This is a genomic window from Streptococcus infantis (assembly GCF_047460405.1).
Lineage (GTDB): Bacteria > Bacillota > Bacilli > Lactobacillales > Streptococcaceae > Streptococcus > Streptococcus infantis_Q.
In genome coordinates, this window is record NZ_JASHGH010000011.1 from 26,057 (window position 1) to 49,325 (window position 23,269).

The window sequence follows — 23,269 nt, forward strand, 5'->3', positions numbered from 1 at the left end:
TTGCAGATTTTCTAATAGATAACCATTAGTGAATGTAAAATCAAGTAGATGTAACTTGCGATAATTGCAAATGATTTGTTGTTGCGAGTGAAACGAGCTTCTGCCGTATCATTCCGCTCTAGTATCGTTAAGGAATGATACACAAATAAAAATTAGGTATATAAAATGACATACGAAGTAAAATCTCTTAATGAAGAATGTGGTGTTTTTGGTATCTGGGGTCACCCAGACGCTGCCAAATTGACCTATTTTGGACTCCATAGTCTTCAGCACCGTGGTCAGGAGGGAGCAGGAATCCTCTCCAGTGACCAAGGGAAATTGAAGCGTCATCGTGATATGGGGCTTTTATCAGAAGTCTTCAAAAATCCTGCGAATTTGGATAAATTGACAGGAACTGGAGCGATTGGGCACGTGCGTTATGCGACTGCGGGAGAAGCTTCTGTAGACAATATCCAACCTTTCCTCTTCCGCTTTCACGACATGCAGTTTGGTTTGGCTCATAATGGGAATCTGACCAATGCAGAATCTCTCAAGAAAGAATTGGAACAAAGAGGAGCAATCTTTAGCTCGACTTCTGATTCAGAAATCTTGGCTCACTTGGTTCGCCGTAGCCACAATCCAAACCTGATGGGTAAAATCAAGGAAGCACTCAGTCTTGTTAAAGGTGGTTTTGCTTATCTCTTGATGTTTGAAGATAAGTTAATTGCAGCGCTTGATCCAAACGGCTTCCGTCCTCTGTCAATCGGGAAAATGGCTAATGGAGCAGTAGTGGTTTCATCTGAAACCTGTGCCTTTGAAGTCATCGGTGCTGAGTGGATTCGCGATGTGAAACCAGGTGAGATTGTCATTATTGATGACAATGGTATCCAGTATGACAGCTACACTAACGATACTCAGCTGGCTATCTGTTCCATGGAGTATATTTACTTTGCCCGTCCCGACTCTAACATCCACGGTGTCAATGTCCATACGGCACGTAAGCGAATGGGAGCTCAATTGGCACGTGAGTTCAAGCATGAAGCTGATATCGTAGTTGGGGTACCAAACTCCTCACTCAGTGCCGCTATGGGCTTTGCGGAAGAATCTGGGCTACCAAATGAAATGGGGCTCATCAAGAACCAATATACGCAACGGACCTTTATCCAACCGACTCAAGAATTGCGTGAGCAAGGGGTTCGGATGAAATTGTCTGCTGTTTCTGGTGTCGTGAGAGGCAAACGTGTGGTCATGATTGATGACTCGATTGTACGAGGCACGACATCTCGTCGTATTGTCCAACTTTTGAAAGAAGCGGGGGCATCAGAAGTGCATGTCGCCATTGGTAGTCCTGCTCTTGCCTATCCATGTTTTTACGGGATTGATATCCAGACACGTCAGGAGCTGATTGCGGCCAATCATACGGTCGAAGAGACTCGCCAAATCATTGGTGCGGATAGTCTGACTTATCTTTCGATTGATGGCTTAATTGATTCTATCGGCATCGAAACAGATGCGCCAAATGGCGGCCTCTGTGTGGCTTACTTTGATGGAAAATATCCAACTCCTCTCTATGACTATGAAGAAGAATATCGTAGAAGTTTGGAAGAAAAAACGAGTTTTTACAAATAAAATTCCCCATTGAAGGAAAGGAAAAGGAATAAACAAATGACAAATAAAAATGCTTATGCTCCACGTCTCACTACTGACTAAAAGCTAAAGCATTTGTCAGTAGACGCTTTCTCCTATGGGACCAAAGCTAGAGACCTAGCTAGTATTTTTAGATAAAATAATTGTTTATCTAAAAATACGTCGCAGTCTTTCTCAAAAAAAGAAAAGGATTAAAAAATGACAAATAAGAATGCTTATGCGCAGTCTGGTGTGGATGTTGAAGCGGGTTATGAGGTTGTTGAACGCATCAAAAAACACGTGGCACGTACGGAACGTGCAGGTGTTATGGGAGCTCTTGGTGGTTTCGGTGGCATGTTTGACCTTTCGAAAACAGGTGTCAAAGAACCAGTTTTGATTTCAGGAACTGATGGTGTTGGAACCAAGCTCATGCTTGCTATCAAGTACGACAAACACGATACTATCGGACAAGACTGTGTGGCTATGTGTGTCAACGATATCATCGCTGCAGGTGCTGAGCCCCTTTACTTCCTTGACTACGTCGCAACTGGTAAAAATGAACCAGCTAAGCTAGAACAAGTGGTTGCTGGTGTAGCCGAAGGTTGTGTGCAAGCTGGTGCAGCCCTCATCGGTGGTGAAACGGCTGAAATGCCTGGTATGTACGGTGAAGACGACTATGACTTGGCTGGTTTTGCGGTCGGTGTGGCAGAAAAATCTCAAATCATCGACGGTTCAAAAGTAGCAGAGGGAGATGTCCTTCTCGGACTTGCTTCAAGCGGAATCCACTCAAATGGTTACTCGCTCGTGCGTCGTGTCTTTGCTGATTACACAGGTGAAGAAGTTCTCCCAGAATTGGAAGGGAAGAAACTTAAAGACGTTCTTTTGGAACCAACACGTATCTACGTCAAAGCAGCTTTGCCACTCATCAAAGAAGAATTGGTTAACGGTATTGCCCACATCACAGGTGGTGGTTTTATCGAAAATGTACCACGTATGTTCGCTGATGACTTGGCTGCTGAAATTGACGAAAGCAAAGTGCCAGTCCTTCCAATTTTCAAAGCCCTTGAAAAATATGGCAAAATCAAACACGAAGAAATGTTTGAAATTTTCAACATGGGTATCGGTCTCATGCTTGCAGTAAAACCAGAGAATGTGGAACGTGTCAAAGAACTTCTTGACGAACCTGTTTATGAAATTGGTCGTATTGTGAAGAAAGATGGCGCAAGTGTGGTGATTAAATAATGACTAAAAGGATTGCTGTTTTTGCCTCTGGTAACGGCTCAAACTTTCAGGTGATTGTGGAACAATTTCCAGTAGAATTTGTCTTTTCAGATCATCGGGATGCCTACGTCCTTGAGCGTGCAGAGAATCTTGGGGTATTATCCTACGCTTTTGAACTCAAGGAGTTTGAAAACAAGGCAGACTATGAAGGAGCCATCGTCGAACTCTTGGATGAACACCAGATTGACCTCGTTTGTCTCGCAGGCTACATGAAAATCGTCGGTCCAACCTTGTTAGCAGCTTATGAAGGCCGTATTATCAATATTCACCCAGCTTATCTCCCTGAATTTCCAGGCGCTCATGGTATTGAGGATGCTTGGAATGCAGGTGTGGACCAGTCTGGCGTGACTATTCACTGGGTGGACTCTGGTGTTGATACCGGTAAGGTCATCAAACAAGTCCGCGTGCCAAGACTAGCTGATGATACCATTCACAGTTTTGAAGCTCGTATTCATGAGGCGGAGTATAAACTGTATCCAGAGGTGTTGGATAGTTTGGGAGTGGAGAGAAGATAAAAACGAAATCAGAGCTGATTTTATGACAGCCCAACATCAAAAAAGGAGGATTCTATGGGTCTATTTGATTTTTTCAAGAAGAAATCTTCTGATGAAGAGAAGTCAACGAAAGATGAAGACAAGATTGTTATTAAAGTTGAAAATACAGACGATAACGCTCCAGGATGGGAAGTGATTGATGCAGAGTTTAATCGTTTATATCCGGAACAGCCTAAACCACTTCATTATGGGACAGTTATCAAGTATATGCTAGGCGGTCCAGATCCGCTTGATGGCATCAGTGTTTATGATGGGGGAGATTTTTGGCATTTTGTCAGCTATGGTCTGTCAGAATTATATACAAAAGAATGTGAAGATCCTGAATACAGTGGTTATGGGATAGAATTAACGTTTAAGTTAAAGAAATCAAATAATGACGAAGAAGAAATCAAAAATGGCTGTGGTTTACTACAATATGTGGCAAGATATATTTTTCAAACAGGTAAAGTGGTTTTACCAGAAGAATACATTTATACCAAGCAAACAGTAGGAATTGATGCCCAGCAGAAATCTAGTCTGACAGGATTTTTGACTGCTGCTGATGATTTAGCTAAGCCTCTTGATACTCCGCATGGAAAAGTGGAATTTGTAACCCTGATTGGTGCGACAGATGCAGAACTGCGAAGTGTGTACGAAAGTGAAACTAGTAAGCTTGAGGTCATAAAATTGTTAGAAGAACTTGGAAATCAGGTTACAGACTATGATCGCCAGTCTTTAGTGTAAATGATGGGAAAGCACCTCTTGATACAAAGAAAGGAACAAAAATGACTAAACGCGCCTTAATCAGCGTCTCAGACAAAGCGGGCATTGTTGAATTTGCCCAAGAACTAAAAAAACTTGGTTGGGATATCATCTCAACAGGTGGTACCAAAGTGGCCCTTGATAATGCCAGTGTTGATACCATTGCCATTGACGATGTGACTGGTTTCCCAGAAATGATGGACGGTCGTGTCAAGACTCTCCATCCAAATATCCATGGCGGTCTCCTCGCTCGTCGCGACTTGGATAGTCATTTAGAAGCAGCCAAGGATAACAAAATCGAATTGATTGACCTTGTTGTGGTCAACCTTTACCCATTCAAGGAAACCATTCTTAAACCAGATGTGACTTATGCGGATGCCGTTGAAAACATCGATATCGGCGGTCCATCCATGCTTCGTTCAGCAGCTAAAAACCATGCCAGCGTAACGGTTGTGGTAGACCCTTCTGACTATGCTGTGGTTTTGGGAGAATTGGAAGCTAATGGCGAAACAAGCTATGAAACTCGCCAACGTTTGGCAGCCAAAGTATTTCGTCACACAGCGGCTTATGACGCCTTGATTGCAGAATACTTCACAGCTCAAGTCGGAGAAAGCAAACCTGAAAAACTCACTCTGACTTATGACCTTAAACAACCAATGCGTTACGGTGAAAACCCTCAACAAGACGCAGACTTCTACCAAAAAGCCTTGCCGACTGACTACTCCATTGCTTCAGCTAAACAACTCAACGGTAAGGAATTGTCCTTTAACAATATCCGCGATGCTGATGCTGCTATCCGTATTATCCGCGATTTCAAAGAACGTCCAACGGTTGTAGCTCTCAAACATATGAATCCATGTGGGATTGGTCAAGCTGACGATATCGAAACTGCTTGGGATTACGCTTATGAGTCTGACCCAGTGTCTATCTTCGGTGGAATTGTCGTCCTTAACCGTGAGGTGGATGCTGCGACAGCTGAGAAGATGCACGGCGTTTTCCTTGAAATCATCATCGCACCAAGCTATACGGATGAAGCGCTAGCTATTTTGACCAACAAAAAGAAAAACTTGCGCATTCTTGCCTTGCCATTTGATGCTCAAGACGCTAGCGAAGTAGAAGCAGAATACACAGGTGTTGTCGGTGGACTCCTCGTTCAAAACCAAGACGTGGTCAAAGAAAGCCCAGCTGACTGGCAAGTGGTAACCAAACGCCAACCAACTGAGACAGAAGCGACTGCCCTTGAGTTTGCTTGGAAAGCTATCAAGTATGTCAAATCAAACGGAATCATCGTAACCAACGACCACATGACACTTGGTGTTGGCCCAGGTCAAACCAATCGTGTGGCTTCAGTGCGTATCGCCATTGACCAAGCTAAAGACCGCCTTGATGGTGCTGTCCTTGCTTCGGATGCCTTCTTCCCATTTGCGGATAACGTGGAAGAAATTGCTAAGGCAGGTATCAAGGCCATCATTCAACCAGGTGGGTCAGTACGTGACCAAGAGTCTATCGAAGCTGCTGATAAATACGGCTTGACTATGGTCTTCACAGGCGTGAGACATTTTAGACATTAAGAAAATAAGGCGCACATTGATGGATGGGTGCCTTTAATAATGAGGTCAACAATTGGAGATTTATTAATGATTAAAAAATCATTATTTTATTAAGTTTTGACTATAAATGAATAAACGTTTTCATAAAAATGGTATAATAAAAAGTAAAAAGATAAAAAGAGTACGAATTTAAATGAAAGCTAAAATACAATATATAGATCTATTCGCCGGAGCGGGGGGGTTGTCGGAAGGATTCAAACGAACAGGGAATTATAAACCATTAGCTCACGTAGAAATGAATTTACATGCTTGCAATACATTAAAAACCAGATTGTCATATTACTATTTAAAAGAAAATAGGAAGATTGATTTCTATTATCAATACCTTCGTAGAGAAATATCTAGAGAAGAGTTATGGGGAAAGGTCCCTAAGGAAATTTTGGAAAGTGTTATCAATACAGAACTTAATGATAATAGTATATATGAAGTTTTTAAGCAGGTAGATAAATATGTTAGATTGACAGAAACCAAAAAAGTAGATTTAGTAATTGGAGGACCGCCATGTCAAGCATACTCTGTAATGGGACGATCTGTAAGTGTTACAGGTATGAAAGATGATCCTAGGAACTACTTATATAAACTGTATGTAAAATTTATTACTCATTACTCTCCCAAAATGTTTATTTTTGAAAACGTTCCAGGAATTTTAACTGCTGGAAATGGTAAAATTTTAAATGATATTATAGAATCTTTTTCGAAATCAGGATATAAAGTAGAATACCAGGTTTTAAATGCGGAAGATTTTGGTGTTTTACAGAAACGTAAAAGAGTAATTTTAATCGGATGGAAAGAAGAGTTTAATTTTTCTTACCCTGTTTTTAAAAAAATAAATTTTCCGAATGCAAGTGTAAAATGTATTTTGAATGATTTAGCTAAATTAGATATTGATACTGAAGATAATACGTATGTGTCTAGAACGAATGATTATTTAGTTAAGAGTTTTATAAGAGATAGTGATGCTCCATTGACATGGCATGTTTCAAGATATACGAATAACAGAGATAGAGAAATTTATGCTAGAGCTATTGATTTGTGGGATAAAAATAGAGTAAGATTGAGGTATGATTTATTACCTGCTAATCTTGTGACGCACAAAAATCAAAAATCATTTTTAGATAGGTTTAAGGTGTTAGCTTCAAATTTACCATCCTCTCACACTATGATTGCACATATTGCAAAGGATGGGCATTATTTTATACATCCTGATATTAAGCAATGCCGTTCCATAAGTGTTAGAGAAGCTGCTAGGATCCAATCTTTCCCTGATGATTACTTTTTTGAAGGTTCAAGAACAGCAGCATTTACCCAAATTGGTAATGCCGTACCTCCTCTAATGGCTTATTATATTGCAAAAAAATTAGAGGAATATTTTATTGACGAGGACTAAGAGATGGCAGAAATTAAATTTAGACCGAAAGCTCAAATTTTAATTCAATTGGGAGATCAATTAATTAAAAATGAGGGTATCGCATTATTGGAGTTAATAAAAAATTCATACGATGCTGATGCTACAGAATGTGAGGTAAATTTATCTGATTTAGATTCAGAAATGCTTGGGGAAATCGTTGTCGAAGATAACGGAGTAGGAATGTCTTTTGAAACGATTAGAGATGTCTGGATGCAACCGGGAAATACTCATAAAAAGAATCAAGTTGATGAAAAAAAGAAGACTAGGTTGGGGCGTTTACCGATTGGAGAGAAAGGAATTGGCCGATTTGGAATTCATAAACTAGGTAAAGAAATTGAAATTATTACTAGATCTAAGGGGAATCTTGAAGTATATTTTAAAATTGATTGGAGTGAGTTTGATTCAAATCAGTTTTTAGATGAAATACCAATAACTATTGAGGAACGGGAACCTCAGAAATTTATAAATAGTACTGGAACAAGGATTCAAATTAGAAATATAGAGGAGTGGAATAAACGTAAATTTCGTGAAACATATAGACAAATTGTTTCTTTGAATTCTCCTTTTGAGTCCCAAGAATCGTTTAAAGTTAATATAAAAAGTACACATGATGATTGGCTCGAAGGGATGTTAGATTTCGGTCAGATTAAACAATTTGCTTTATACCATTCGACAGCGAAGTTTAAAGATGGCAATATTGAAGATTTTAAGTATGAATTTTTACCATATGACAATATGTCGGTTAAATCTCGTAGGATAGAAAAAGATATAATTCCACTTGATTTTTTCAGTGATAGCAAACGTAAAGACCCAGCTAAATTCTTTCAAGGGAAATCTAAAAATTTTATGAAACAGCAAGGGATAAATGATTTTTCTATTGAACTGTATGTTTTTGATAAATCATCAGATGTTACTCGCTTTATTGTAAAAGATAAGAAATCTTTTAAAGATTACTTGACTGAAAATGGGGGTATACGAATTTTCCGTGATAATATGCGCGTTTTAGATTATGGTGAAAAGGGGAATGATTGGCTCAACCTTGATTCAAAACGTGTGAATAATCCAGCTAGCTCATTGAGTAACAATATAATTTTAGGAGCTATATCTCTAAAACGTAACGAGAGTAAGGGATTGGTTGAAAAAGCAAATCGAGAAGGTTTTATTGACAACAAGAGCTATGAATTGTTTGTAAATATAATCGAGAAATATTTATTTGAATTCACTAAGGAACGGAATATTGATAAAGATCGGTTACGTCAATCTTTAAAAGAAGACAATAAAGATTTGGTTGATATTATTGATGATGTGGCTAAGGAGATTATATCTTTAAATGTTGAAACACAACTAAAGAAACAAATTTCAAATAAACTAAATCGAGTGAAGTCAGAGTATAAATTTATTAAAGAAACTTACGTGAAAACTTCATCGGCTACAAGCAGTTATGCAATTGTTATCCATGAAATGGAAAAAATTGTAAAGGAACTTTCTGTTATTTCATGGAATTCTGCAGAGATTCAAAGAATTGATCAGTTAACGCATAGATTACGGGATGTAATTGAAGGATATACATCGGTATTACGAAATAGAAGAAAATCTAACTACTCTATTATAGAGATTATTAATAATGCTTTATTTAATGTTGAGTTTAGGCTAGAAGCCCATGAAGTTTCGATTGATAGCTTTTATAAAGATAAGAATTTTAAGGTATTGTGTGACAAAGGTTTAATTGTGTCTGCTATTATGAATATCATTGATAATTCAATATACTGGACACATAAATCAGGAAAAAAACAAAAAAAAATCTTAATAGATACGGTGCTAACTGATAGGGATCGTGTTGAGATAATATTAGCAGATAACGGGACAGGATTTCAAGGAAATCCAGAGGATATGATTCGTCCTTTTGTCGGAGAAAAACAAGGTGGACTGGGTCTAGGATTAAATATTGTTAACGAAATTATGAATTCACAAAAAGGACAATTGCTTTTTCCAGAAAATAAAGATTTGGATTTACCGAAAGAATATCAATCAGGTGCAACTATAATACTAAGTTTACCATTGTCGGAGGAATAAGATAGAATATGAATAATTTACCTAATAATGGATCTATTGTGATCTTAGATGATAAATATATGGAAGCTGAACCTTTAATTAAACTTTTATCAAAAAATAATAAGTCTTTTCGCTACTATGATGCTAATTCTGAAAATTTACCTTTGGAAGGAATTGAAAAAGAAGCTACCAGACTAGTTTTTTTAGATTATAATTTGATTCCTGGTGCGACAGGGAACCCGATTGATACTATTATTAGATTTCTTAGTAGTATTATTCCTAAAAATAATGGGCCTTATTTTATTTTTCTTTGGAGTCAGACCGAGAGCGATGCGAGTCAATTTAAAGAAGATTTAAAAGGGCGTTTATCTGATATCGACGGTAAATTAAGAGAGGATAAAAAACATTTATTTCCATGGGGAGTTCAAAGTTTAGATAAAATAGACTTTTTTGAAACAAAAGAAGGGGAAGACTCCTATAAATTTATTGAAGGGAAAGATCAGGAGCTTGAAAGAAAACTTGAACAAGTAACTAGAGAAGTTCCCATGTTAGAGTACTTCTCTCATTGGGAAAACATGATTTTATATAAAGAACAGAAACTAATTTCAGATATTGCAGGTCTATTAAAAATTGGAAATATAAGACGAGAACCGCCGACAAAGAAAATTGTAGAGTTGTTAGCTTATTTAGAATTAGAAAAATCGATGGTAAGCCAGAATAATATTGGAAAAATAAATGCATCATATAAAAGTTTAAATAATTTTTTAAAAATTTATTTGAATCATGGGATGGAAGGGGAAATCGAGTTAACTTCAGCAGGTTTAAACCATTTAGAAAATCATCTTCCAGATGGATTTGAGATTCAAGAGTTAAATCGGTGGTTGAATATAAATTACTTAGCAAATGAACAACATATGGGTAAAGTAATTGTTGATGACAATACATTTTTAGCATATAATCTAGTGGATGAAATTGAAGATGAAGAACAGTTTAAAAGAGCTATTGATAAATATTCTGATTCTGAAACTTTCTATAAAGAAATTATGTTAGAAATTAGTCCAGAATGTGATATAGCACAAAATAAAAGACGTTATTATAAGTTCATTCGTGGATGCGTTATCTCTAAAAACTTAATTGAAAAAATTTTATCCGATACGTTTTACGAGAATAAATTCAAATTCAAGAAAGAAGATGGGAAGGTAGTTTTTAAGTTTAATGATACTATATTTAACGCACTAGAGTTTAAGCATAAAAGTTATCAAAATAGTTCAGTCTATTTGATTTTGGATTTTTCACAAATTACTACAATTCCTGTTACTGATACTACAATTACTGAAAAGGAAGTTCTGTTTTCTATTAATTCAGATATGCTTAGTACAATAAAAAATAAGCTGGCGGCAGTCATTTACAAAAAAGGTTACCAACATTTATAGTTAAGGGATATCTTGTTTCTGAGAATAATTATCATCCAGCTAGGTGGGTCAGTACGTGACCAAGAGTCTATCGAAGCTGCTGACAAATATGGCTTGACCATGGTCTTCACGGGTGTGAGACATTTTAGACATTAAGAAAATAAAAGGGAAGAAAACAGTTTCTTTCCTTTTTTTGATTAAAAAGCTGAACGAAATAAGATTAAAACGAACGTTTATGGTATAATGTTAGTAAATAATTCGTAAAAGAGGTTGAGAGATGAAACTGTTAGTTGTCGGCTTAGGTGGTCGTGAGCATGCGATTGCCAAAAAGTTGTTGGAGTCTAAAGACGTTGAGCAAGTTTTTGTGGCTCCTGGGAATGACGGGATGACCTTAGATGGTTTGGATTTGGTAAATATCTCTATTTCCGAACATTCTAAGCTGATTGACTTCGCAAAAGCCAACGATATTGCTTGGACCTTTATCGGTCCAGATGATGCCCTTGCGGCTGGGATCGTAGATGATTTCAATGCAGCTGGACTCAAAGCTTTTGGTCCGACAAAGGCTGCTGCTGAGCTTGAGTGGTCCAAGGATTTTGCTAAGGAAATCATGGTCAAATACGACGTTCCGACAGCAGCCTATGGCACATTCTCAGATTTCGAGGAAGCCAAGGCCTACATCGAGGAAAAAGGCGCTCCAATCGTCGTCAAGGCAGACGGTTTGGCCCTTGGGAAAGGTGTCGTCGTTGCAGAGACAGTGGAGCAAGCCGTCGAAGCTGCTCACGAGATGCTTTTGGACAATAAATTCGGTGATTCAGGTGCGCGAGTGGTCATCGAGGAATTCCTTGACGGGGAAGAGTTCTCTCTCTTTGCCTTTGTTAATGGGGACAAGTTCTACATCATGCCTACAGCACAGGACCACAAACGTGCCTACGATGGCGACAAAGGTCCTAACACTGGTGGGATGGGTGCCTATGCGCCAGTTCCACACTTGCCACAAAGTGTGATTAACACAACGGTTGACACCATTGTCAAGCCAGTTCTTGAAGGTATGATCAAAGAAGGTCGTCCGTATCTTGGTGTCCTTTACGCAGGGCTTATCCTGACATCAGATGGACCGAAAGTTATCGAGTTCAACGCTCGTTTTGGAGATCCTGAAACTCAAATTATCCTACCTCGCTTGACATCTGACTTTGCGCAAAACATTACTGACATTTTGGAAGGCAAAGAGCCAGCCATCACTTGGACGGACAAGGGTGTGACACTAGGCGTTGTTGTAGCCTCAAACGGATACCCACTCGCTTATGAGAAGGGGGTCAAACTTCCAGCCAAGACAGAGGGTGACATCATCACTTACTATGCCGGTGCCAAATTCGCTGAAAATGGACAAGACCTTCTTTCAAACGGCGGACGTGTCTACATGCTGGTCACAACAGCAGACACCGTCAAAGACGGCCAAAACATTATCTACAGCCAACTCAACAAACAAAACACAGAAGGCCTCTTTTACCGAACCGATATCGGAAGCAAGGCAATTAGATAAAGATATAAGAAAAGGCGACGCAGTCGCCAAACCCGATAATGGTCGTTTGATTGCGAGCATGAGCGAGCTAGTATAGGATAATCGTCGCAGTAGTGGAACTCCTAGTGGCAGAGCTACTAGGAGCGGAAAACTGGAGACTTAGGCTCCAGTTTTAGTAATGGAACGCCCTAGGCGGTCGCTTACGTCCGCACTACAATAGACGATTATAAAAAAGAAAAAATAAAAATTCACCACCTAAGACCATTATCAAAAAAGAAAAGGATATTAACTATGACACCAGTAATTTCCATCATCATGGGCTCCAAATCCGACTGGACAACCATGCAAAAAACAGCAGAAGTCCTAGACCGCTTCGGTGTAGCCTACGAAAAGAAAGTTGTTTCCGCACACCGTACACCAGACCTCATGTTCAAACATGCGGAAGAAGCACGTAGCCGTGGCATAAAGGTCATTATCGCGGGTGCTGGCGGCGCTGCTCACTTGCCAGGGATGGTAGCAGCCAAGACTACACTTCCAGTCATTGGTGTGCCCGTCAAATCACGTGCCCTTAGCGGTGTGGATTCTCTCTACTCTATCGTTCAGATGCCGGGAGGCGTACCTGTCGCAACCATGGCTATCGGTGAGGCTGGAGCGACTAACGCTGCCCTCTTTGCCCTCCGTCTCCTCTCAGTAGAGGACCAGGCTATTGCGACAGCACTTGCTAATTTTGCTGAAGAACAAGGAAAAATCGCAGAGGAGTCTACAAATGAGCTCATCTAAAACAATCGGAATTATTGGGGGCGGTCAGCTTGGTCAGATGATAGCCATTTCTGCTATCTACATGGGTCACAAGGTTATCGCGCTGGATCCTGCAGTGGATTGTCCGGCCTCTCGTGTAGCGGAAATCATCGTGGCTCCCTATAACGATGTGAACGCCCTACGTCAGCTAGCTGAGCGATGCGATGTCCTTACCTATGAGTTTGAAAATGTCGATGCTGATGGTTTGGACGCTGTTATCAAAGACGGTCAGCTTCCTCAAGGGACCGACCTACTTCGCATCTCCCAAAACCGAATCTTTGAGAAGGACTTTCTTTCCAACAAGGCACAAGTCACTGTGGCCCCTTACAAGGTCGTAACTTCTAGCAAAGATTTGGCAGATACCGACCTCTCGAAAAACTATGTCCTCAAGACAGCAACCGGTGGTTACGATGGCCATGGTCAAAAGGTTATTCGTTCAGAAGCAGACTTGGAAGAAGCCTATGCGCTAGCCGATTCAGCAGACTGTGTCTTGGAAGAATTTGTCAACTTCGACCTTGAAATTTCTGTCATCGTGTCAGGAAATGGTAAGGATGTGACAGTCTTTCCTGTTCAGGAAAATATCCATCGCAATAATATCCTGTCTAAGACCATCGTGCCAGCCCGCATTTCAGAAAGTCTAGTTGAAAAAGCCAAAGCCATGTCGGTGCGAATTGCAGAACAACTGAACCTTTCTGGAACTCTCTGCGTGGAAATGTTTGCGACAGCTGATGACATCATCGTCAACGAAATCGCACCACGCCCACACAACTCAGGGCATTATTCGATTGAGGCTTGTGACTTCTCGCAGTTTGATACCCATATTCTCGGTGTTCTCGCAGCACCATTACCTACTATCAGACTACATGCGCCAGCCGTCATGCTCAATGTTCTTGGCCAGCATGTCGAGGCTGCTGAAAAATATGTGACAGAAAATCCAAGCGCCCACCTCCACATGTATGGTAAAATAGAAGCGAAGCACAACCGCAAGATAGGACATGTGACTTTGTTTAGTGATGTGCCGGATGAGGTAGAGGAATTTGGGAAAGGGATTGATTTTTAAGTGAAAATAGCGATTCTAGGACTTGGAGTCATCGGGACCACCTATGCCTACGCCTTTCAAAAAGCCGGCCATCAAGTGGAACATGTACTGAGAGACAGTAAGAAAAGCACAGCTCCGAAGGAGTTGTCGGTTGATCTGCTAGATGGTCGCTATCATTCCAAAGGTGAAAACAAACACGACACCTATGAGGTTCGTGTGGCAGAAGTTGATTCGGAATATGATTTTATTTTTCTCAGTGTGCGCCATGGGTTTGTCAAAGAAGCTGTGGAGACCTTGCGAAAAAATAATATCAAAGGCACTCTCGTTTTCTTCTGCAATTTCTGGGATACTCAAAAAGAGGTCCAAGAGTGGGCAGGGGATTACGACTATATTCTGGCCTTTCCGACAGCGGGTGGTCATATGCAGGATGACCATTTAGATGGTGTCTTGTTCGACCATTTAATGCTAGAAGGTGAGCAAAAAGCACACATTTCTAACTATGCTGATTTGACGGATTTACTGACTTCTGCAGATTTGAAGTGGGAAGTGCCTCATGATATGGTCGAGTGGATTTGGATTCACATGGCGATTAATGCAGGTGTCACTTCGACAGCTGCTCGCTCAGGAAATTTGGAAAATCCAGAAGAACTGGCTTTAAACTTGATGAATAGTTCATCGGAATTATCATTGGCCATCAAGGCCATTCGAGAAGCTTTGAAAGTCGTAGAAGCGCGTGGCGTGAATTTGAAGCTTTACAAAGCAGAACTATTGCCATACAAAATACCGGCTTGGATAGCAGGTAAAGCCATGAAAGTCATGTTTGCGAAAAATGAGCTGACCCGAAAAATTATGACTTTGCACAATGATAAACAGGACATCTTCTATTGTTGTCAAAGTGTTTATCAGACCGGTCAGGAGTTAGATGTAAAGATGCCTATTCTGGAAGCAAATATGAAGGGGATTTCGATTTAGGTGGTTTTATGATACAACTCATTGTCAACGCATTTGTTGAAAAAGATAAAACTAGAGCAGTCGTCGAAGTCTTGTATGCTAGTAGCGATCACGAAAAAGTGAAAGCTAAGTATGAAGAGTTAGTTGCACGATACCCTGAAAACTATTTAGCCATCTATGATTTGCCGATGGATACTGATTTGAATACACTCGATCACTACCCATCTGTGTGGATTGGGAAAGAAGAGTTTGAGGAGGAGTGAGGTTATGAATTTAACTAATGAAGCTATTGAAAATCTCAAAAAGAGATTTAGCATTGATGAAATTTTGGAATCTAATAATTTTAGTTTTATTCGAATTCTAGGTCAGGGTGGTCAGGGTGTAGTAGTTTTAGCAACTGATAATACTGGGATAGAAAAAGCTGTAAAAATTATGCAACTACCAACTTCTGGAGGTCGAGCAAATAAAGTTAAAATTGATAGATTAAAGCAAGATCTTGATTTTTGTTTAAACAACAATCATCCTAATATTATTCGTTATGATAATTATGGAGAATTTCCTAAAGACGAAGAAGCTAAAACAAAATTCTTTTATGCAGTCATGGATTATTATCCCCAAACTCTGAGAGATGTAATTAATCATCGTGAAGATTATTCTCCTTTACAAAGATTGGATTTATTAATTCAATTAATAAAAGCAGTGAATGCTGCACATGACAAGAGGATTATCCATAGAGATATTAAACCAGAAAATGTATTAATTAATGGATATCACCTTGTTTTAAGTGACTTTGGTATTGCACATTTTGAGGACGCTGGACTGACAGTCGCAGATGACCTACTAGTTAATAGAAATTACCTTTCTCCTGAACAAAAAATAGAGGGTGATGCTCTCACTATTACTTTTGCCTCGGATATCTATTCTTTAGGTTTAATTATTAATGAGTGTTTTACTGGCGAAAATCCAGCAGGTTCTGACTATCGGCATATTGAACAATATTATCCATATTTATTTGAGTTGGACAATCTAGTTGATATGATGATGAGCTATAGAGCTGATGAACGACCAACGGCTGATAGTGTAAGAATTAAATTGAAGATTTATAACCATGATATAAGAAATCAACTTGATGAAATTAAAGACAGTCTTAGAACTGAGATGATAGATGAAGATTCTATTTTACAAACTGCAGCTGAAGATTTGATATTTAGTGATCATGCATTGAAAGATTTAAACGATGGTGCATTGCAAAAATTAAATCCGAATTACCATTGTTCGTTATCATATAGTGTAACTGAAGATTTATATTCAAATTTTATACAGCATCGTTTGCTGGCTGAATGTGAAAAGAAATTTACATATGAAAGTCATAATTACTTAGATGGTGCATACTACGAACCACTTAATATTAATCATAAAGGTGAGCATAAGTATCTTTATGACCGTATGAAAGAAATTCTGATAAATATTGGTGGGAATAAAATTCTTTCAGGTAAGATTTTAAAATTATTTATTTCTTGTCAAGACAATCATTGTGAAAAAATTTTAAGAGAAGTTGATCAAATAATTATGGATTCTGAAGACAACATAATTGATGTTCCAGTGCTTTGGTTAGTTAAATATTTAAGAAGCAATGCTTTTACTTTCGACTCTAACTTCAATGGTGATAAATTGTTTGAGCATGTTAAACTAGTTGAATTTCGTGAGAAAAAAGTAGGGACGCCACTAGAATTAGCACTGTTTGAAAATCAGTTAGATTCTTTCAAAAAAAGGGATGAGAAACTTTTAACGATTCTTAATACAGTTAAGAAACAGTATCATATAGAATTTGATCAGATTAGTCGAGAAAATTACTCTTTGAAGTTCGATAATGCATTTAATGCTGGTAGTTTTGACAAATTTAAAGAATACTGTATTTCAAAGACAGAACCAGGTTCAACATTTGAAGCAGATGTACATGATATGTTAAGTAATTTAAAGGAAAATATAAATGAAGGGGTTATTGAATTGATTGTCTCTAAGGATTGGGATGTAGAAGTTACATTAAGAAAGATTTTTATTAATTTAATTAGGGAAGGAGAAACAAAATGATCGAACGTTACTCTCGCCCTGAGATGGCGAATATTTGGAGTGAAGAAAATAAATACCGTGCTTGGCTTGAGGTGGAAATCTTGGCTGACGAGGCATGGGCTGAGTTGGGGGAAATCCCTAAGGAAGATGTGGCTTTGATTCGCGAGAAGGCAGACTTTGACATCGACCGTATTTTGGAGATTGAGCAGGAGACTCGCCACGATGTGGTTGCTTTCACACGTGCGGTTTCTGAGACTCTTGGTGAGGAGCGCAAGTGGGTCCACTATGGTTTGACTTCTACCGACGTGGTGGATACGGCCTACGGTTACCTCTACAAGCAGGCCAACGACATCATCCGTCGTGACCTTGAAAACTTCACCAACATCATCGCTGATAAGGCTAAGGAGCACAAGTTCACCATCATGATGGGTCGTACCCACGGGGTGCATGCGGAGCCTACAACCTTTGGTCTTAAATTGGCAACTTGGTACAGTGAAATGAAGCGCAACATCGAGCGTTTCGACCATGCGGCTGCTGGAGTGGAAGCTGGTAAAATCTCTGGTGCGGTTGGGAACTTTGCCAACATCCCACCATTTGTAGAGCAATACGTCTGCGATAAGCTTGGTATCCGTGCACAAGAAATCTCGACACAGGTCCTTCCTCGTGACCTTCACGCTGAGTACTTTGCGGTTCTTGCTAGCATCGCAACTTCTATTGAGCGTATGGCAACGGAGATCCGTGGTCTGCAAAAATCTGAGCAACGCGAAGTAGAAGAGTTCTTTGCCAAAGGTCAAAAAGGTTCTTCAGCGATGCCTCACAAACGCAACCCTATCGGTTCTGAAAACATGACAGGTCTTGCACGTGTCATCCGTGGACACATGATTACAGCTTATGAGAACGTAGCTCTCTGGCACGAACGTGACATCTCTCACTCATCAGCTGAGCGTATCATTACACCAGATACGACCATCTTGATTGACTACATGCTCAACCGTTTTGGAAATATTGTCAAGAACTTGACAGTCTTCCCAGAAAACATGATTCGCAACATGAACTCTACGTTTGGTCTCATCTTCAGTCAACGTGCTATGTTGACCTTGATTGAAAAAGGCATGACGCGTGAACAAGCTTACGACCTTGTTCAACCAAAGACTGCTCAATCATGGGATAACCAGGTCGACTTCAAACCACTTCTTGAAGCAGATCCAGAAGTGACTTCACGCCTGACTCAAGAAGAAATCGACGAGATCTTCAACCCAGCTTACTACACTAAACGAGTGGATGATATCTTTGACCGCCTCGGACTCGGTGACTAATATGCAGTGATAGGTTCACAAGTAAAACAGTACTTATATTCAACACAAAAAAGCGAGACTTTTGTCCCGCTTTTTATCTTATATCAAAAGATTCATCTTTAATCTTTTTTCTTGCTAAGTCCGTAAGCTGTGAGAGCAGTCATAAGACCAGTAGCAATCAACCATTCTGAGCCTTGAGTTCCTGTTTCAGGTAGTTTTTTCTCTTTTGCTACAGGAGCTGGACCTTGAGGAAGAGCTTTATTTTCCTCAGCAGGAACAGTTGCTGGAGCTGGCTCGCTTGGGATTTCTAGTGTTGGTTTTTCTTCAGCGATAGCTGCTTGACCATGTTCATCGCCGACGTGAGTGACAGGGTTGCCCACTTCAATCACTTGAGCGACAGGTTCTTGCGCTACAACACTTGTAACTAATGTTCTAACTTCAGTTCCGTCTGCAGCCGTAGTGACAGAATAGAAATGACTTAGACGACCGTTTACACCTTCGGTCACGATACGAGATTGTCCTTTAGGTAATTGATTGGTTTCGCGAGTGATGGTTGTGAATGGAATTTCTTCATTTTGGATGTCAACTCTTGGTTTGTTTTCAGCAATAGTAGCTTGTCCTTTTTCATCGCCGACGTGAGTGACAGGGTTGCCAATTTCTAACACTTGAGCGACAGGTTCTTGCGCCACGACACTTGTAACTAATGTTCTAACTTCAGTTCCGTCAGCAGCAGTAGTCACAGAGTAGAAATGGCTACGACGACCGTTTACACCTTCAGTCACGATACGAGATTGTCCTTTAGGTAATTGATTAGTTTCACGAGTGATGGTTGTAAATGGAATTTCTTCATTTTGGATGTCAACTCTTGGTTTGTTTTCAGCAATAGTAGCTTGTCCTTTTTCATCACCAAGGTGAGTGACAGGGTTCCCCACCTCTACCACTTGGGTGATAGGCTCTAGGCTTACTTCACTGCTAACTAGAGTCTTAACTTCAGATCCATCCGCAGCAGTAGTCACAGAGTAGAAATGGCTGCGACGACCGTTTACACCTTCAGTCACGATACGAGATTGTCCTTTAGGTAATTGATTAGTTTCACGAGTGATGGTTGTAAATGGAATTTCTTCATTTTGAATGTCAACTCTTGGTTTGTTTTCAGAAATAGCAGCTTGCCCATGTTCATCACCAACATGAGTGACAGGGTTCCCCACTTCCACCACTTGGGTGATAGGTTCTAGGCTCACTTCACTGCTAACTAGAGTCTTAACTTCAGTTCCGTCCGTAGCCGTAGTTACAGAATAGAAATGACTTAGACGACCGTTTACACCTTCAGTTACGATACGAGATTGTCCCTTAGGCAACTGATCGGTTTCACGAGTAATAGTTGTAAACGGAATTTCTTCGTCTTCAATCACAACACGTGGTTTTGCATCTGCCACAGGAGCAACTCCTTCTTCGTCGCCGACATGAGTGACAGGGTTCCCTACCTCTACCACTTGAGCGACAGGTTCTACTGTTACCTTAGAATCAAGGAGAGTTTCATGTGCTTCACCATTTTCAGTCGCAACGGAAAGATAGATAGTCCGTTCACCTTTGACACCTTCAGTGATGACTTTCTCTTGTCCTACTGGAAGGTTAGGATTTTCTTTCTTAACAATCTCAAACGGAATTTCTTCTGTCTTAACTAGAAGCTCTGGTCGGTTTTCAACTGTAGCAGCAGTTTCACTCTCATCGAGGCTTCCTGAGTGAGTGGCAGCTGGTTTAAGACCAAGTCTAGCAGCTTTGAGATTAGCTACAAGTGTGTCCAATTCAGCTTGTTTGTTACGATTGAGGTTGTAGTTAAGAGCGTCTTTAGCAGCTTTGAGAGCGTCGAGACTTTCAGTGCTATATCCTTCTAAGTTTTCAGGGATTTGAGCAAGTTCTTCGCGTAGAGCCTTGTAGTCAGCACGGAAGTAGTCCTTGTTGTGGTCTGCAAAAGCAGTCATGAGTTCAAAGATTTCTTCTTCCTTGTATTCTGCGCTTGGTCTATCAGCCCAGATAGCTAACATACTACCAACAGTAGGTAGGTCAACTTCAGGATATTTAGTTGATGCTAGTTGGTTAAATGGAGTTTTTTCAGTATTTTCAATAGCTTTCTTGAGGAAGCCACCGCCATCTTCTGGTTTTTGACCGAGAATGTAGTACCAATCTCCATTCGTGTTAAGGAATTTATAGCCTTTGCTTGCTAGGTATTGAGGAGACGCAAGGTTGTAACCCCACCAGCCTTTAGACCAGTAAGAGATGATAACGTCCTTATCAAACTCAACATCATCCTTGTCTTCGTAGTAGAAGCCATCGTTAAAGGCCATTGGTTGAAGCCCTTTTTCTTTAGCCATGGCAGCTAAGCTATTAGCGTATTCAGCAAACTTACCGTAGAGACCATACCACTTGAGGTAGTACCAACCTTGAGCATTGGTAGCGTCGTTAGCATACTCATCTGTACCATAGTTGAAGATCTTAGTTTTACCTGCAAAGAAGTCCATGTACTTGCCGATAAGGGCTTTTGTAAAGTTCATTGCTTCTTCGTTTTCAAGGTCCATAGTTGTTTTTGAAACCTTGTCAAAGTTAGCTTGAGGGTTTGCGATGCCTAGTTTTTCCATAGCGACAAGCATAGCATCCATGTGGCCAGGACTGTTGATAGCAGGGATTAGTCCAATACCTTTGTCCTTAGCATACTGGATAAGTTCAGTAATTTCAGCCTGATTCAAAGTTGTTCCGTTTGGATCGTCGTAGTAAGATTTTGTTCCTTCAATGATGGCATTTTTCACATCGTCACTAGCATAGGTCTTGCCGTTTGCAGTGATCGTCATGTCATCCAAGAGGAAGCGAAGTCCATCATTTCCAAGGAGGAGATGAAGGTCAGAGTAACCAAGTTCGCTGGCTTTATCTACGATACGTTTGAGTTGGTCTAGAGTGAAGTATTTACGACCAGCATCGATAGAGATGACCTTGTTCTTAGCTAGTTTTTCAACTTCGCGTTTAGCATCTTCTTCTTTTTGAGCTTCTGGAGTGAAGGTCAAGTTGCTAACAGCTTCCTGGAGTTTTGCGATCGCTTGATCAATAGTATCTTGTTGAGCACGGCTGAGGTTGCTATCGAGAGCACGGATGGCTTTTTCAGCTTCTTTAACGGCTGTAATACTTTCTTCTGTGTAGCGAGTAAGGTCTGTTGGAACTTCTTTCAAAGCTTGTTCAGCAGACTCGTAATCAGCAGCGAAGTATTCAGCATTTGAGTTTGCGAATTGACGCATAAGCTTGAATAGACGAGATGGAGAGTAGCGAGCAGATGGAGTATCAGCCCAAGCAGCTACCATACCACCGATAATAGGAACATCAGCTCCTTCTGTTTTTGGTACAGAAGTGATCGGTGTACTCTTAATGCCGTTCAATCCTTGATCAAGGTTGTACCAACCTTGTCCGTCAGCATTACGGCCGAGAACGTAGTACCATGCATCATTAGTGTTAAGGATTTCGTGTCCTTTTTCAGCTAGTAATTTAGAAGAAGCGACATCGTAACCGCCCCAGCCACCAGTCCACATAGAGACGATGATGTCCTTGTCAAAGGTACCAAAACTTGTATCGCTATTATAGTAGATACCGTCGTTGAAGGCCATAGGTTTTAGACCGTGAGATTTGACGATACGAGCTAGGTCATTAGCATAGGCGATGAATTTGTCATAGCCCTTGTCTGGGAATCCATCTTCTGGATACCATTTATAGGCTTGAAGAACGCTCCATCCTTTAGCATCCGTAGCATCATTAGCGTACTCATCCAAACCGATGTTGAAGATTTCAGACTTACCAGCAAAGTAGCCTGCATACTTATCAATTAAAGCTTTTGTGAAGGCAACAGCTTTTTCATTGTCAAGGTCGACAGTACGTGCTGATTCTTTACCAAAATAGTTAAAGTTAGGCTTTTCAATACCAAGTTCTTTCATGGCATTGAGTATAGCATCCATGTGACCAGGGCTGTTAACTGTTGGGATAAGGCCGATACCTTTATCTTTAGCATAGTTAATCAAATCGGTCATTTGGCTTTCAGTTAGATGATTGCCGTTTGGATCGTTGTAGTAGGCGTTTGTTCCGTTTTCAACAGCGCGTTTGACATCGTCGCTCGCATAGGTCTTGTCCCCTACAGTTAGAGACATATCATCAAGCATAAAGCGCAAGCCGTCATTTCCGACTAGGAGATGAAGATCAGTGTAACCATAGTGTTTAGCTTTGTCGATGATTTCTTTCAATTGTTCAGGAGAGAAGTATTTACGCCCTGCATCGATTGAAACGATTTTCTTTTTAGCTAGTTTTTCATTGACTTGAGCTGCTTTCTCTGTAGTGACTACAGGAGCTTCAACTTTAGCAACTTCTTTGTTTTCTGCCTTTTCTGGTTCTGGCTGCTTAGCTTCTTCAGTTACTTCTGGTTTTGCTGGAGTTTCTTCGGTTGTAACAGTCTTTTCTACGATAGGAGCAGGAGTAGCTTCAACTTTTGGTGCTTCAGTGTTTGTTACAGGTGTCACTGGAGCTGCAGGAGCTACGGCTTCTGGTGTAGGACTAGTTTCAAGTTTTTCTTCGCTGGCCTGTGGAGACGATTCTCCTGCGGCTTGGATAGTAGGTTGATTCTCTGTTGTAGTAGGTACGACTCCATCAGCGGCAACAGCTTGTGCATGAAAGGCAAAGCCGATCAAGACAGAAGCTGCTCCGATTGCGTATTTACGAATAGAGAAACGCTGTTTATTTTCTGGTTTCATTAAATAACCTCCTAATTTATTATTTTGGCAGCGTTTTCACAAACTGATTCCATTGTATTATCTGAATCTAGTAAAGTCAAGTATTTTAATAAAATACCTATAAAAAATATAAGAAGTTATTTAATTTGAACTGATTTTAATTTTTACTCTGTTTTT

General features: G+C 40.1%; 16 protein-coding genes and 1 pseudogene. 16 read left to right on the plus strand and 1 reads right to left on the minus strand.

Features of this window, described 5'->3' with window-relative positions:
- Positions 1 to 165 precede the first annotated feature (165 nt).
- The 16 genes and pseudogenes from purF to purB all read left to right on the plus strand — a co-directional run bounded on the left by purF (position 166) and on the right by purB (position 18,356).
- Entirely contained in the window at positions 166 to 1,608 is a 1,443-nt protein-coding gene (purF, locus tag QM928_RS06110) for an amidophosphoribosyltransferase (protein ID WP_414294788.1), read from the plus strand.
- A gap of 216 nt (positions 1,609 to 1,824) precedes the next feature.
- Entirely contained in the window at positions 1,825 to 2,847 is a 1,023-nt protein-coding gene (gene purM / locus QM928_RS06115; protein ID WP_414294787.1) for a phosphoribosylformylglycinamidine cyclo-ligase, read from the plus strand.
- A complete protein-coding gene (gene purN, locus QM928_RS06120; protein WP_414294786.1) occupies positions 2,847 to 3,401 on the plus strand; it encodes a phosphoribosylglycinamide formyltransferase in 555 nt (184 codons plus the stop codon). The genes purM and purN overlap by 1 nt, the downstream gene beginning before the upstream one ends.
- A gap of 54 nt (positions 3,402 to 3,455) precedes the next feature.
- A complete protein-coding gene (locus QM928_RS06125; protein ID WP_414294785.1) occupies positions 3,456 to 4,163 on the plus strand; it encodes a suppressor of fused domain protein in 708 nt (235 codons plus the stop codon).
- A gap of 41 nt (positions 4,164 to 4,204) precedes the next feature.
- Positions 4,205 to 5,752, plus strand: coding sequence for a bifunctional phosphoribosylaminoimidazolecarboxamide formyltransferase/IMP cyclohydrolase (purH, locus tag QM928_RS06130; protein ID WP_414294784.1), 1,548 nt, complete (start codon positions 4,205 to 4,207; stop codon positions 5,750 to 5,752).
- A 172-nt stretch (positions 5,753 to 5,924) separates the two neighbouring features.
- Positions 5,925 to 7,178, plus strand: a complete 1,254-nt coding sequence (locus QM928_RS06135) for a DNA cytosine methyltransferase (RefSeq protein ID WP_414294783.1) — start codon at positions 5,925 to 5,927, stop codon at positions 7,176 to 7,178.
- A gap of 3 nt (positions 7,179 to 7,181) precedes the next feature.
- Positions 7,182 to 9,272 carry an ATP-binding protein gene (locus tag QM928_RS06140; RefSeq protein ID WP_414294782.1) on the plus strand — a complete coding sequence of 697 codons (2,091 nt, stop codon included), beginning with the start codon at positions 7,182 to 7,184 and terminating at the stop codon, positions 9,270 to 9,272.
- Between the two features lie 8 nt (positions 9,273 to 9,280).
- Positions 9,281 to 10,684 (plus strand): hypothetical protein, encoded by a 1,404-nt coding sequence (locus tag QM928_RS06145; protein WP_414294781.1) that lies wholly within the window; start codon positions 9,281 to 9,283, stop codon positions 10,682 to 10,684.
- A gap of 30 nt (positions 10,685 to 10,714) precedes the next feature.
- Positions 10,715 to 10,819: pseudogene (locus QM928_RS06150) on the plus strand (IMP cyclohydrolase); the annotation flags it as partial.
- 121 nt (positions 10,820 to 10,940) lie between these two features.
- Entirely contained in the window at positions 10,941 to 12,203 is a 1,263-nt protein-coding gene (gene purD, locus QM928_RS06155; RefSeq protein WP_414294780.1) for a phosphoribosylamine--glycine ligase, read from the plus strand.
- 270 nt (positions 12,204 to 12,473) lie between these two features.
- Complete coding sequence (gene purE, locus QM928_RS06160; protein ID WP_414294779.1) at positions 12,474 to 12,962, plus strand: 5-(carboxyamino)imidazole ribonucleotide mutase; 489 nt, start codon at positions 12,474 to 12,476, stop codon at positions 12,960 to 12,962.
- Positions 12,949 to 14,040 carry a 5-(carboxyamino)imidazole ribonucleotide synthase gene (purK, locus tag QM928_RS06165; protein WP_414294778.1) on the plus strand — a complete coding sequence of 364 codons (1,092 nt, stop codon included), beginning with the start codon at positions 12,949 to 12,951 and terminating at the stop codon, positions 14,038 to 14,040. The genes purE and purK overlap by 14 nt, the downstream gene beginning before the upstream one ends.
- Positions 14,041 to 14,991 carry a ketopantoate reductase family protein gene (locus QM928_RS06170; RefSeq protein WP_414294777.1) on the plus strand — a complete coding sequence of 317 codons (951 nt, stop codon included), beginning with the start codon at positions 14,041 to 14,043 and terminating at the stop codon, positions 14,989 to 14,991.
- Between the two features lie 8 nt (positions 14,992 to 14,999).
- Positions 15,000 to 15,233 carry a phosphoribosylaminoimidazole carboxylase gene (locus QM928_RS06175; RefSeq protein ID WP_414294776.1) on the plus strand — a complete coding sequence of 78 codons (234 nt, stop codon included), beginning with the start codon at positions 15,000 to 15,002 and terminating at the stop codon, positions 15,231 to 15,233.
- 4 nt (positions 15,234 to 15,237) lie between these two features.
- On the plus strand, positions 15,238 to 17,061 hold the full coding sequence (locus tag QM928_RS06180; protein WP_414294775.1) for a serine/threonine-protein kinase: 1,824 nt from the start codon (positions 15,238 to 15,240) through the stop codon (positions 17,059 to 17,061).
- Positions 17,058 to 18,356, plus strand: coding sequence for an adenylosuccinate lyase (gene purB, locus QM928_RS06185; RefSeq protein ID WP_414294774.1), 1,299 nt, complete (start codon positions 17,058 to 17,060; stop codon positions 18,354 to 18,356). Before QM928_RS06180 ends, purB begins: the two co-directional genes overlap by 4 nt.
- Before the next feature lie 98 nt (positions 18,357 to 18,454).
- On the opposite strand, the gene QM928_RS06190 is transcribed toward purB, so the two are convergent.
- On the minus strand, positions 18,455 to 23,113 hold the full coding sequence (locus tag QM928_RS06190; protein WP_414294773.1) for a G5 domain-containing protein: 4,659 nt from the start codon (positions 23,111 to 23,113) through the stop codon (positions 18,455 to 18,457).
- Positions 23,114 to 23,269: the final 156 nt, after the last annotated feature.